This is a genomic window from Streptomyces purpureus (assembly GCF_014648195.1).
In the GTDB taxonomy this organism is placed as follows: Bacteria; Actinomycetota; Actinomycetes; order Streptomycetales; family Streptomycetaceae; genus Streptomyces; species Streptomyces purpureus.
Genome location: NZ_BMQQ01000002.1, coordinates 339,830 through 352,935, shown reverse-complemented (window position 1 = coordinate 352,935; position 13,106 = coordinate 339,830). Strand labels below are relative to the sequence as shown.

The window sequence follows — 13,106 nt, the reverse complement described above, 5'->3', positions numbered from 1 at the left end:
GTCTCCTCACGACGCGAGCGTCTCTTCGATCGCTGCGACGACCCGGCTCAATGCCGGTTCGGTGAACAGGGTGTAGTGGTCGCCGGGCACGCTCTCGGCCCGGAACGGACCCGTGCAGACCCTCCGCCACTGCTCTTCCATGGCGATGTGGGGCGAGGCGGTGAGGACGGTGACCGGTCCGCCGTACGGCCCCGGCCGGTAGGCCTGCATCGACAGGGCGGCGGCTCGGAAGGTCTGGAAGCGCGAAGTCAACTCTTCCTCGGTGAGCTCCAGTTCGACGCCCAGACCGGTCAGGGTCTCCCTGACGTCGGCCACCCCGGCAGCCGGGTCGTCGAGGGCCGTGCGCACCGACCGGCCGTCCCGTCCCGTCAGCCTGGCGACGTCGTGGACGAACCGCTGCCGCACCGTCGGCTCGTCGAGCGGGACCGTGTCCTCGTCGTGGGCGGCGTCCAGCAGGACCACCGGCGGCCGTTGGCCGGTACTCCGCTCGATCTGCCTGGCCACCTCGAAGGCGAGCACACCCCCGTAGGACCAGCCGGCCAGGCAGCACGACTCCGGCAGGCCGCTCTCTGTCAGGGTCCGCGCGATCCTGGCGGCGGTCGCCGCCATCCCGTCCCGCGGAGCCGCGGCGGCGTCCCGCGGATCGGCGGCGAAGCCGATCACACCGAGGTCCGCGCGCAGCGCCCTGATCAACGGCATGTAGCAGAACAGCGCACCGCCCGACGGGTGCAGCAGGATCACCTGCGCCGGGCCCGACGCCCGCATCACCACCGGCGGCCGGTCGTCACCGGGCGAGCCGGTCGGGGCGGTGTCCCGCGCGGACAGGCTCGCCAGCGCGTCGAGCGGATCGTCGTGGTCGCGCCGCGCGGCGCGGACGGTGTCGACGGTGGCGGCCAGGTGCGCGACGGTGGGGGAGACGAAGAAGTCGGTCAGCGAAATCTCAACCCCGAACCTGCGGTTGATTGCCGACAGCAGCCGAACGACCTGGAGGCTGTTGCCGCCTGACAGGAAGAAGTCGTCGCGCACGCCGAGCCGGTCGTTGTGCAGCAGGGGACGGAGCACGTCGCGCAGCAGTCCGCGCTCCGTCGCGGTGAGCGACTCGTCGCCGACCCCCTCGCCCGCCCGGCTCAGGTCCGGCGCGGGCAGCCTGCGCCGGTCGATCTTGCCGCTGCTGGTGAGCGGAAGCTCGTCGAGGACGACGAAATACGACGGGATCATGTACGTCGGCAGGAGCGTGCCGAGATGCTCGCGCACCGCGGCCACCTGCTGCTCGGCGACGCCCGTCACATAGCCGACCAGGTGCCTGTCCCCATTGTCGTCGGCCCACGGCTGCACGCTGACCGGTCCGACTCCCTCGAAGCCGGTCAACGCAGACTCGACCTCGCCCAGTTCGATGCGCAGTCCGCGGATTTTCACCTGCTGGTCGAGCCGGCCGACGAAGACCAGCCGTCCGTCCGCCAGCCGTTTCACCAGGTCTCCGGTCCGGTACAACCGCCCGCCGGGCGCGGTGCCGAACGGGTCGGCGATGAACTTCTCCGCGGTCAGCTCGTCCCGGTTGAGGTAGCCGCGCGCCAACCCGGCACCGCCGATGACCAGTTCACCCGGCACACCGACCGGCACCGGGCGCAGGTCGCGGTCCAGCACGTGCGCCACATGGTTGGCCATGGGCCGGCCGATCGGCGGCGAGGTGTCCCAGGCGCCCGGACACTCCTCCACGATCATCGTCACCGTGCACTCGGTCGGACCGTAGCCGTTGAACAGCCGTCTGCCCGGGTTCCACCGGTTCACCAGCTCACCGCTGAAGGCCTCGCCGCCGACGAACGCGATCCGCAGGTCGGTGAACTTCTCGGGCGTCAGCAGCGGCATCACCGTCGGGGGAAGGTCGACGACGGTGATGCCGGCCTGCTCCATGAGCGACTGGAGCCGGTCGACGGAGAGCCGTTCGCCGTCGGTCGCCAGGCAGAGGCGGGCTCCGGTGAGCAGTGCCGAGAACGTCTCGAACACGGAGACGTCGAAGGTCGCCGAAGCGAAGCCGAGCACCCGGTCGGCCGGTACCAGACCGAACAGGTCGCGCGTGGAGTCGATGAAGTTGACCACGCCGCGGTGTTCGAGCAGCACACCCTTCGGCTTGCCAGTGCTGCCGGAGGTGTAGATGACGTAGGCGACGTCGCCGGGCCGCGCCGCGAGCGGCGGGTCGTGGGCGGGCATCGCCGCGAGTTCCTCGCGGACGTCGTCCAGCGCCACGACGGGCGCGGCGACCTCGCCCAAGGCCTTGCCTGCCTCGGTGTGCGCGATCACGACGCACACCCCCGCGTCGCCGGCGATCTCCGCGACCCGCGCGGGCGGATGCCCCGTGTCGAGCGGCACATACGCCGCGCCGGTCTTCAGCACCGCGAGGATCGCGGTCGGCAGGTCCACGTTCCTGCGCAGACACAGGCCGACCCTCGTGCCCGGTTCGATGCCGCGCTCGCGCAGCAGGGCGGCGAGCCGGTTCGCCCGGACGTTGAGTTCGGCGTAACTGGTCTCGACACCCGAGACGACGACCGCCACGTTGTCCGGGAACTCCCGGACGCGCGCCTCGAACTCCGCCACGACGGTGGATTCGCGTATCGGTCGCATCGGTCCCTCGGCGACCTCGGTGAGGAACGCCAGGTCCGCCGGGCTCAGCATCTCGGCGGCGGACAACGGAGCGTCAGGGGCGGCGGTCAGGGTGCGCAGGAGCTCGTCGTAGTGCCGGGCGAATCTGGCGATGCTTTCGGCGTCGAACAGGTCGGTGTCGAACTCGATGGCCAGGGACGCGTCGGCGCCGGGAGCCGTCGGCTCCGCCAGGCTCCAGCTCATGTCGAACCGGGAGGCGCCGGTCCGTACGGCCTCGTGCGTGGTGGCGACGCCGGGCAGGCCGGTCGTGAGGTCCGCGTTCGTCACGCCGAACACGATCTGGAAGATCGGCGAGTGCGACGGGTCGACGACCGGATCCACCGCGTCGACCAGTCTGTCGAAGGGCAGGCCGCCGTGCTCGTACGCCTCGGACGACACGCGCCCGACCCGCTGGACCAGCTCGCGGAACGTGATGTCGCCGGAGAGGTCCGCACGCAGGACGCGCAGGTCGGCGAAGAGTCCGACGACCGAGGACACGGCGTCGTGCCGCCGGTTCGCGTCCGGCGCGCCGATCACCAGGTCGTCCTGGCCGGAGTAGCGGTGCAGCAGGGTGAAGAACGCGGCGGCGAGGACGTCGAACGGGCTCGCGCCATCCTCCCGGGCCAGCTCCCGAGCCCGCTCCAGGCCCTCGTGCCCGACGGTGAAGCTGCCGCTGCCGCCCGCGAAGGTCCGGGTCTCACCACGTGGCCGGTCGGTCGGGAACTCCAGTACCTCGACGCCCTTCAGCCTCTCCCGCCAGTATGCGGCCAGCCTGTCCAGGTCGCCGCCGGCGAGCCGGTCGCGCTGCCACACCGCGTAGTCCGGGTACTGCACAGGCAGGGCGGGCAACCGCGGTGCGTCGCCCTCGATCGACGACCGGTAGAACTCGCCGAGGTCACGCAGCAGTAGTCCGCGCGACCAGGCGTCGCAGAGGACGGGGGGTACGTCGAACAGGAAGAGGTGGTCGTCCGGCGCCACTCTGATCAGCATTGCGCGCCACATCGGCGTTCTGCTCGGGTCGAACGGCTCCCGGGCCTGCCGCTCGACCAGGGCCCGTGCGGCGGCGAGCCGCTTCTCGTGGTCGTCGCCCTCCGCTTCGACCAGCGGCAGGTCGATCCGTACCTCGGGCGCGACCACCTGCATCGGGCCGCCCTCGCGTGCCACGATCGCGGTCCGCAGCGCGTCGTGCCTGGCGACGACCGCGGCCAGCGCCGAGCGCAACGCGTCCGCGTCCAGTCCGCCCCGCAGACGCAGGCACAGCGGCGTGCCGGAGGCGGGGCTGCCCGGCGCCGCGCGGTCGAGGAAGCGCAGGCTCTCCTGCGCGTGCGACAGCGGCGTCGGACCGGTGTCACCGCGCGGCGTCGGACCGCGCCTCGCCACAGCTTCCGCGTGCTCCCTCAGCCGTACGAGGAACCGCGTGCGGCGTTCCGCGGGCAGCGCGGCGAGACGCTGGGTCATGTCGGTCACCTGAGACTCCTCACGCGCAGCGGCGCGTCGCTCACCCGGTCGTCCGCGCGCACGGGCAGGTGTGCCAGCTCCGAGATGGCGATCGTCAGCACGTCGATGCCGCGCAGGTAGTCCGACAGCACGATGTGCTCGTCGTCGGCGTGATCGAGAGTGCTGTCGCCCGGGCCGTAGGTCGCCATCGGGATGTCCCAGACCTCGGCGAGGGTGTTCATGTCCGATGTGGCCGTCTTCACCACCAGCCGCGGCCTGGCGTGCAGTTGCCGGATGCCGCACACCAGCGCGCGAACCGCCGGGTCGGCCCTGCCCACCCGGCAGGCCGCCACCGAGTTCAGCACGTCGAGGCTGCCGGCCGGCAGGCGGTCGCGCAGCTCGCGCACCAGCTCGTCGACGTCGAACCCCGGTGGGATGCGGACGCTGAGGTCCGCCGTAGCCGTGGTCAGATCGGCGTTCAGTCGGCACAGGGTCGCGCCCGGCTGGTCGAACACGCCGTGGCTCGCGTCCGGCCCGAGCAGCTCGACCAGCGCGTCCCAGCAGGCGACGGCCAGTTCGGACGCCTTGGGCACGGGGTTGCTCGGGTGGGTGGCGGGGCACTTGACGGTGTAGCGCAGGTCGAGCTTGCCCTTGTAGCCGAGCACCACGCTCGACCAACCGCTCGGTTCGCCGATGATCAGGGCGTCCGGCCGCTGATGCGTGGCGCGGATCGCCATCGCTCCACGGGAGCGCGGGGTCTCCTCCTCGACGACGCCGATCACCACGATCCGGCCGGGGAAGTCGACCGCGCCGGCCGCGGCGCAGATCATCGCGGCGAGCGGTCCCTTCGCGTCCACCGCGCCGCGGCCGTAGAGCCTGCCGTCCTCGGAGCGGACGGGGAGGTGGCCCGAGACGGTGTCCATGTGCCCCAGCAGCATCAGGGTCGGACCGGCACCGCGCTCGATCACGCCGATCACGTTGCCCACGCCGTCGATGTGCGCCTGAAAGCCCAGGTCCGTCAGCACTTCGGCCAAGTAGTCGGCCAGCGCGCGCTCCTGGTAGGACGAGGAGGGGATTTCCAGCATCTTGCGCAGCAGTCCGACGGCGTACGTCTCGGTGACGTTGCCGGACGAGGTGAACGCCCAGTTCATCGTTGCGCTCGTTCCAGTAGGTGGTCGACGATGAGGTCCGCGACATCGACCTGGTCGCCGAGTGCGGATTGGAAACCGGTGAACTCGACCCGGTGGTTGACCTCCAGGACCAGCAGCCGGCCCTCGAGGTCCTCGATCAGATCGACACCGGCGATGTCGGCGCCGACGGCGGCGGCGGCGTCGAGGGAGAGCTTCGTGATCTCCGGTGTCACCTCGCACGGCCGGACCTGCCCGCCGAGTGCCACATTGGTACGCAGGGACTCGCTGGTCCGGTAGACGGCGCCCAGCACCTGACCGCCGACCACGATCACCCGGATGTCCCTGCCGGGCTTGTCGATCAGCTCCTGCACGTACCCGAGGTGGGACTGCGGCCCGGACAGCGCCGCGGCGTACTCGAGCACACCTTCCGCGGCGGCGCGGTCGGGCAGGTGGGCCACCAGCCGGCCCCACGAGCCGACCAGCGGTTTGATCAGCGCCGGGTAGCCGATGGAGTCCAGGGCGGTCAGCGCGGCCTGCGGAGTGAGACCGAGCGCGGTGCGCGGTGTCGGCACCCAGGCCGCCTCCAGGGCAAGCGTGGTGCGCCACTTGTCGCCGCACACCTCGGTCGCGTCCGCGCTGTTGACCACGTCGACCCCGACCGAAGCGAGACAGCGGGCCGCGTACGCCGCGCGCACCTGACCGATCTCCCGGTTCAGGGCGAGACTCCACGGCAGGTCACGCTGCCCGGCCAGGAACCACTGCCGGCGCGTATCAACATGTTCGAAGGGGACACCGCGCCGGTCGAATGCGTCGAAGAGTCGTTTCTCGTCCGCACCGATCCTGCTGGCGAGTACGGCGATCCTGCCGTCACCTGAGCGCAATGGTGTCGCTGACACGTGACCTCCGTCATAGGACCACTGGTTGACGGACGGCACAGCCGGCCCGCCGAGTGGAAAAGAAACTACGAGCACGCCGGAGCCTGGCGCGTCCGCGACAAGTTCATTTGCGAGGACGCATTACGTTGACATTTTTCCCCCTTCCGGCTGCGAATTCTGATTACCCGAATCCGGCAACCATCGTGTCATTCTTGACCGGATTCGAATATCTGCCGCAACAGCTCACTGCCGCCGGCGAAGAGGGGGAAATCGTGGGACACACACAGGAGCGGATTCCGGTGATCGCCATGTGGAGCGCGCCGCGCTGCCGCTCCACCGCGTTCGCGCGGATGATGACGGAGCGGGGCGACCGGGTCGTCGTGCACGAACCGTTCTCCCGCGTCGTCGACTTCGGTGAGGTGGAGGTCGGCGACCGGGTCGCGCGCAGCGAGCAGGACGTGCTCGCGACGCTGCGCGCCATGGCGAATCGGCAGCCGGTGTTCTTCAAGGACACCACGGACTTCCACTACCCGGCGCTCCTCGCCGACGAGGCCTTCCTCTCGGCGGCGACGCACACCTTCATCATCCGCGACCCGTCCGAGGCCATCGCGTCGCACCATGCGCTCAACCCGGACCTCGGCCGCGACGAGATCGGCTTCGCCCGGCTGTACGAGATCTTCACCGCCGTACAGGCCGCCACCGGCACCACGCCCGTCGTGGTCGACTCCGACGACCTGCTCGACCGGCCGGCGAAGACCGTTCGGGCGTACTGCTCGGCGGTGGGCATTCCCTTCCTCCCGGATGCGCTGAGCTGGGAGCCGGGCATGCGGTCGGAATGGCAGTCGACCAGCAAGTGGCACAAGTCGACCAGTGAGACCGCCGGCTTCACGCGCGGCAGGAGCGGCGGAGCCGCGGCGGTCGAGGCGGACCCGGTGCTGCGGGCTTACCGCGATTACCACCTGCCGTACTACGAGAAGCTGCGCGCCGCCGCGCTCCGGCCGTGAGGCCCAGCGGAATCGTCAGCATGATTACCCGGCGAGTACGCCGGACCAGAATTCGGGCTCTCAAGGTAATCGCCATGCGGACGAGGCGGGCGAATCAGCGGGCTAGGTTTGAAATGTAAATTGCCGTTCCAGCGAGGTGGGTCACTTGACGGGCATTTCGGTGTCCTCCGCCAGAGGCAGACTGTGCGATCCGGTCGACATATCCGACCATCGCAACAACACAGCCATCTCCGCAGCGACGGAGACCAGGGCGGGGGCGTTCAATGTATGGAGAAACTCGTTTGCGGCCGAATACCTGCCGGCGGGCCAGAGTCTCGTCCACGTGGACGGTGTTCCCTTCGAGTTTCCTCCGGTCTGCGACGGACCGGACAACGTGCGCTGCGCCGGACAGTTCATTCGCGTCCCCGTGGGCCGCTACGACTGGATCCATGTCCTGGCGGCGTCCGAACGGCGCTGCGAGGACACCGTCGAGCTGAACTTCGCCGACAGCTCGGTCGACGCGGAATCGCTGCGGATCTCCGACTTCTGGGCGGCACCCGCCTGGTTCGGCGAGGTCAGGGCGTTCGAGAGCCTGGTCATGCACTACCCGCACCACGTGCAACGAGGCATTCCCGCGGTCATGTGGGCGCAGCGGGTGCCGGTCACCCGGCGCGCCGACCTGACCGGAATCCTGCTGCCCCGCAACGTCGCGGTGCATGTCTTCGCGGTCACCCTCCAGCGGACGGAGCTCTGAGACATGACCGTCGACGCGACGGCACGCACATACATGATCATCGGTCCGGAACCCGAGTTGTGGTACCGCGACCTCATCAGCTGTCTCCAGGCCACGTTCGGCTCGGTGCTGACCCGGGCGGGCGCCGATCCGCTGGAGGTGCTCGGAGCGGGCTGGCGCTTTCTGCACCTGCCGGGCGACGTGCGGTCCGAGGAGTTCTACTACCCCTGCCCGCCCGGCGAGTCCGAGGCCGCCGACCTCGGAGCCGCACTGGCCCCGCACCACGAACTGCACGCGCGGTGGTGGCAGCCCGCCGACGAGAACGACGTCTGGCGGGAGGTGCGCGAGACGCTGGCCGAGGACCGGCTCGTCATCGCCGCCGTGGACAACTACCACCTGCCGTTCCGGCCGGCGTACGGAGACGTGCACGCCGCACACCTCGTGGTGGTCTACGGCCTCGACGAGACCCGCGGCGTGGTCCACGTCTCGGACGCGATGCCGCCCTCGTTCCGCGGTGCCGTCCCGATCAAGGAGTTCCTGCGGAGCTGGGGTTCGGCGAACCCGACCGATGTCCAGGACGCCTTTTTCAGCGACTCGCGGATCGACCGGCGCTGCCTCGACGTCCGCCTCGACGCCCCGCCCCCGCCCCTGACCCCGGCGCTGCTCGGCGGCTTCCTGCGCACCGACGTCGACGGCTTCACCACAGTCGGCTCGGCCCGTACCGGACTCGCCGGATACGACGAGTTCGCCGCGGAACTCCTCGACCGGTGCCGGGCCGGGGACGCCGGCGCGCTGCGCGAGCTGTACCCGTTCGGCTGGGCCATGCAGGCGCAGGCGTCACTCCACGGTGAACTGCTGCGCCGCTGTGGCCGCCGATGGGAGGATCCGGCGCTCGCCGGAGCGGGACGTGCCGTCGAGGCCGTCGCCCACGCGTGGACCGGACTGCGGTTCACCGGCGCGCACGGGCTCGCGGACCCGCGCGCGGTCGAGGCCGACATCGCGCACCACGCCACGGTGCTGCGCGGCACGTACGCACGTGCGGTCGATGCCGTGGGCGCGGCGGCGGCGCTGCTGTGACCGCACCCGCATCGACCACCGTGACTCTGTGGAGTGGGGAGAAATGAGCAAGCTGGCAGCGTTCGGCGGCACGGCGGCCGTGCCGAAGGACCGGCGCCACGTGCAGTGGCCCTTGGTCCAGGACGAGGACCGCAAGGCCGTCCTCGACGCGCTCGACGGCGCGCGACTGGTGTCCGACACGGACGGTGTGAACCCCGTGTCCGCGCTTGAGGAGAACTGGGCCCGTCGCTTCGGTTTCGAGCACTGCATCGCGGTGTCCAACGGAACCGCGGCACTGTCCCTCGCGCTGGCCGCGCTCGGCGTCGGACCGGGGGACGAAGTGATCGTGCCCGCACTCAGCTTCATCGCCACGGGGCTTGCACCGGTGCACCAGATGGCCGTGCCCGTGTTCGCCGACATCGACCCGGTCACCTTCAACATCGATCCGGACGACGTGGAACGCCGCATCACGGATCGGACCAGGGCGATCATCCCCGTGCATCTGCACGGCGCGCCCGCCGACATGGACCGGATCACCGAGATTGCGCGCAAGCACGGCATCGCGGTGATCGAGGACGCCGCGCAGGCTCCCGGGGCGACCCACCGGGGCCGGCCGGTCGGCGGGATCGGCGACGCGGGTGCGTTCAGCCTCCAGGTCAGCAAGAACATCCCGACCTGTGGGGAAGGCGGCCTGCTGGTGACCCGCAACGCCGAGCTGGCCGAGGCGATGCGCCGGGGCAGGCAGTTCGGCGAGGTGATCGAGAGCGGTCGCGAGCGCGACTACGTCTCCTACGGCCTGGGTTGGAACCACAAGATGAACGCCCTCCAGGCCGCGTTCACCGACGCGCAGCTCGCCCGCTTCGACGCGTACGAGCAGGCGCGGCAGGGCAACGTCACCGCGTTCCTCGCGCGGCTCGCCCAGCTGCCCGGTCTGCGGGTGCCGACCGCACTGCCGGACACCACCCACGCCTGGCACATCCTGCGGTTCCGTTTCGACCCGGCCGCGTTCGGTCTGGACGGGGTGCGGCCACAGGCGCTGCGCTCCGCTCTCCGGCGGCTGCTGCGCGCGGAGGGCGTGCCGATGTCGCAGTACCAGCTCATGCCGCTGCCCGACCAGAAGGTGTTCGTGGACCGCGTCGGCTTCGGCTCGGGCTACCCGTGGTCCGTGACCGGTGCGCCCGGCACGGTCGCGGGGGAGGGCTACCCTGTGGCCCGCGCGGTCATCGCCGACTCCCTGACCATCCAGAAGCGCCACCTCCACCCGGGTGCGGGCGAACTGCTCGACCTGTACGCGGACGCCTTCGAGAAGGTGTGGGCGAACCGCGAGATGGTGGCCACGCTCGCGAAGGCGGCCTCATGACCGTCACCCGGGTCCTGGAGCGGGACACCCTGGACACGGTCGCCGCACGCATCCGCTCCCACGTCGTCGACATGTGCGCGGGGCCCGAAGGCGGCCACCTCGGCGGCGCGTTCTCCTGCGCCGACGTGCTCGCCGCGCTGTACTTCTCAGTGCTGAACGTGGATCCGCGGCGGCCGGAGGATCCGGATCGCGACCGCTTTCTGCTCAGCAAGGGCCACGCCGCCGTCGGTCTGTACGCGACGCTGGCCGAACGAGGCTTCTTCCCCGTGGCTGAACTCGCCGGATACGGCCGCCCGGGCAGCAGACTGATGGGCCATCCGGTTCGCGCCGTGCCCGGCGTCGAGATGCCGACCGGATCGCTCGGCCACGGGCTCGCTCTGGGCTGCGGGTTCGCGCTGGCCGCCCGGTACGCCGGCCGTACGTCGCGCAGCTTCGTCCTGCTCGGTGACGGCGAGCTCCAGGAAGGCTCGGTGTGGGAGGCGGCCATCGCCGCCGCGTCGCTGCGCCTGGACCGGCTGGTGGCGGTGGTGGACCGCAACGGACTGCAGCTGACCGGCTCCACCGAGTCCATCTCGCCGATGGAGCCGCTGGCCGACCGCTGGCGCAGCTTCGGCTGGGCGGTCCGCGACGTGGACGGCCACGACCCGGACCGACTGGCGGACCATCTCGACGCCGCGCCGTGGGAGCCGGGCAAGCCGAGCGTGCTGATCGCCCGAACGGTCAAGGGCCAGGGCCTCCCGTTCCTCGCCGGCCGCAGCGCCAGCCATTACGTGACGCTGTCGCCGCGCAACCACGCGCGGGCGGTCCGCGCGCTACGCGACATGGAGGTCGCCGGATGAGCCGCGCGACCCGGGAGGCGTACCGGGACAGTCTGCTTCCGCTGCTGAAGCGGCACCCCGAGCTGATGTGCCTGGACTCCGACACCGGTCTGTTCAGCGCCGAACACGCCGCCGCGGCCGACGACCAGTACCTCAACCTCGGCATCGCCGAGCACAACCTGATGGGCGTGGCCGCCGGGATGGCCGCGTCCGGGCGGATGCCCTTCGTCAACACCATGGCCGCCTTCGCCACCTCCCGGGCCTTGGAGGTAATCAAGATCGACATCGCCTACAACCGGCTGCCGGTCCGCATCATGGCCACCCACGGCGGTCTCGCCGCGGGCCATCTCGGTCCGACGCACCAGGCGCTGGAAGACCTTGCCGTGCTGCGGGTCCTGCCCGCAATGACCGTGGTGGTGCCTGCCGATGCCACGGCCACGGAGGCGTTCGTCGAGCAGAGCCTGAACCTGCCCGGGCCGCTGTACGTCCGGCTCGGCCGCAAACCGACCCCGGCGCTGCCACCGGCCCCGCCGCCGGTCATCGGGCAGGCGCAGACACTGCGGCGCGGTGGCGACGTGGTGCTCGCGAGCTGTGGTCCGTACCCGGTGCTCGCCTGCCTCGCCGCGGCGGACGCGCTGGCCGAACACGGCATCGAGGCGACCGTGCTGAACATGCACACCCTCCGGCCGTTCGACACCGAGACGCTGGTGGCCGCCGCGCGGCCGGCCACGCTCGTGGTGACCCTCGAAGAGCACTGGCGCAGCGGCGGACTCGGCGGCGCGGTGGCCGAGACCCTGGCGGAGACGGCGCCCACACGGGTGTTGAGGCTGGGCGTGCCGGATCAGTTCGTCGACGAGGTGGGTAGCCAGGAGCACCTCGTCGCCCACTACGACCTCACCGCGGAGCGGGTCGTGAGGGCGGTCCGTACCGCTCTCGACACGGCGGCCCGCTCCGGGAGGACCGATCGGAAGGAACACATCTCATGACCACGACCACCGCGCAGGCCTGCCCGGAGTGCGAGGAGCCGGTGCAGATCGGCGACTCGGTACGGCTCAACGAGATCCTGGAGTGTGCGGGCTGCCGGAGCGAACTGGAGATAGTGGCGCTGAACCCCCTGGTGCTCGCCTGCGCGCCCGAGGTCGAAGAGGACTGGGGGGAGTAACGGCCAAGGACGGATCCCTGTCCAGCCGCGCGGACCCGCGCTCGGGGCCGCACGGAAGAGGACGAAGAACTCCGGCGCTCAAGTCTCACCATGGAGTACCAGGATGATCACTGAAAAACAGACGCACGACGTCGCCCTCGCCGCAATCAAGGACTTGTCCCATTCCGGCGCCCACCTCGTCAAGCACACCGATTTCTCGTCCCTGACAGGCGTCTCTTCCGACGACTGGGCTCGCTTCGCCGAGAACTGGGAATTCCTCCGGCGCGACCCCTACATGACCGACGGCGGCACCTATCGCCACCGCCGGTACGGCCAATTCGACATCGATGTGAAAACCGGTGACCTCACTCAGCTTCCGCACGGTCCGTACCGCCAGGAGGCGGACGTCAACAAGCTGCACGGCGGCGTCGACAGGGTGTACGAACCGCTGACCGAGTCGTTCGTGAACGACCCCGCGCTGCGGAACGTGCTCATGGGACTGGCCGAGGTCTTCACCGGGGTCGACGGCACCAGGAGGTGGAACGTCAAGGTGACCCCCATCCGTACCACCGCCACGAAGGACCAGGCCGGTGAGCCGACTCCGGAAGGCCGGCACCGGGACGGCGTCACCTTCATCACGTCGCTGATGATCCGTCGCACCAACGTCATCGGCGGGGAGAGCACGGTCCACGCGGACGACGGCGAGTGCCTCGTCACCACGACGCTCTCCGAGCCCGGCGACATCCTGCTCGGTGACGACCGGCGCACCCTCCACGCGGTCACGACGGTGCGTCCCGAGAACATCGAGGAACCGGGCCATCGCGACGTCCTGATCATGGCCTTCGCCGCGCGCTGATCTCCACCGCGTATACGGCGACCCGAGGGGCCCCGGTCCTCCCGGCAGGCTTCACGGCCGGCCCGTGCGGACCGGGTCCA

11 protein-coding genes are annotated in these 13,106 nt (G+C 70.5%); 8 read left to right on the top strand and 3 right to left on the bottom strand.

Going from position 1 to position 13,106, the window contains the following annotated elements; translation table 11 throughout:
• Window positions 1-6: 6 nt before the first annotated feature.
• Genes IEZ01_RS05315 through IEZ01_RS05305 form a run of 3 tightly spaced genes read right to left on the bottom strand, consistent with a single transcriptional unit; the run spans window position 7 to window position 6,100 of the window.
• Window positions 7-4,095 (bottom strand): non-ribosomal peptide synthetase, encoded by a 4,089-nt coding sequence (locus IEZ01_RS05315; RefSeq protein WP_189200228.1) that lies wholly within the window; start codon window positions 4,093-4,095, stop codon window positions 7-9.
• Between the two features lie 5 nt (window positions 4,096-4,100).
• A complete protein-coding gene (locus IEZ01_RS05310; protein WP_189200146.1) occupies window positions 4,101-5,225 on the bottom strand; it encodes a M20/M25/M40 family metallo-hydrolase in 1,125 nt (374 codons plus the stop codon).
• Complete coding sequence (locus IEZ01_RS05305; RefSeq protein WP_189200144.1) at window positions 5,222-6,100, bottom strand: RimK family alpha-L-glutamate ligase; 879 nt, start codon at window positions 6,098-6,100, stop codon at window positions 5,222-5,224. The genes IEZ01_RS05310 and IEZ01_RS05305 overlap by 4 nt, the downstream gene beginning before the upstream one ends.
• Window positions 6,101-6,351: 251 nt before the next feature.
• Here IEZ01_RS05305 and IEZ01_RS05300 point away from each other — a divergent pair, with 251 nt between their 5' ends.
• The 8 genes from IEZ01_RS05300 (at window position 6,352) to IEZ01_RS05265 (ending at window position 13,026) form a co-directional block, all read left to right on the top strand.
• Window positions 6,352-7,083, top strand: coding sequence for a sulfotransferase-like domain-containing protein (locus IEZ01_RS05300; protein WP_189200142.1), 732 nt, complete (start codon window positions 6,352-6,354; stop codon window positions 7,081-7,083).
• A gap of 136 nt (window positions 7,084-7,219) precedes the next feature.
• Complete coding sequence (locus IEZ01_RS05295; protein ID WP_189200140.1) at window positions 7,220-7,816, top strand: beta-sandwich domain-containing protein; 597 nt, start codon at window positions 7,220-7,222, stop codon at window positions 7,814-7,816.
• 3 nt (window positions 7,817-7,819) lie between these two features.
• Window positions 7,820-8,872, top strand: a complete 1,053-nt coding sequence (locus IEZ01_RS05290; protein WP_189200138.1) for a BtrH N-terminal domain-containing protein — start codon at window positions 7,820-7,822, stop codon at window positions 8,870-8,872.
• A 43-nt stretch (window positions 8,873-8,915) separates the two neighbouring features.
• The gene (locus IEZ01_RS05285) at window positions 8,916-10,211 is read left to right on the top strand and encodes a DegT/DnrJ/EryC1/StrS family aminotransferase (RefSeq protein WP_189200136.1); all 1,296 of its coding nucleotides are present in this window, start codon (window positions 8,916-8,918) and stop codon (window positions 10,209-10,211) included.
• Complete coding sequence (locus tag IEZ01_RS05280) at window positions 10,208-11,050, top strand: transketolase (protein ID WP_189200133.1); 843 nt, start codon at window positions 10,208-10,210, stop codon at window positions 11,048-11,050. The genes IEZ01_RS05285 and IEZ01_RS05280 overlap by 4 nt, the downstream gene beginning before the upstream one ends.
• Window positions 11,047-12,015, top strand: coding sequence for a transketolase family protein (locus IEZ01_RS05275; RefSeq protein ID WP_189200131.1), 969 nt, complete (start codon window positions 11,047-11,049; stop codon window positions 12,013-12,015). The genes IEZ01_RS05280 and IEZ01_RS05275 overlap by 4 nt, the downstream gene beginning before the upstream one ends.
• On the top strand, window positions 12,012-12,191 hold the full coding sequence (locus IEZ01_RS05270) for a lysine biosynthesis protein LysW (RefSeq protein WP_189200129.1): 180 nt from the start codon (window positions 12,012-12,014) through the stop codon (window positions 12,189-12,191). The genes IEZ01_RS05275 and IEZ01_RS05270 overlap by 4 nt, the downstream gene beginning before the upstream one ends.
• A 103-nt stretch (window positions 12,192-12,294) precedes the next feature.
• The gene (locus IEZ01_RS05265) at window positions 12,295-13,026 is read left to right on the top strand and encodes a 2OG-Fe dioxygenase family protein (RefSeq protein ID WP_189200127.1); all 732 of its coding nucleotides are present in this window, start codon (window positions 12,295-12,297) and stop codon (window positions 13,024-13,026) included.
• The last annotated feature ends 80 nt before the right edge of the window (window positions 13,027-13,106 follow it).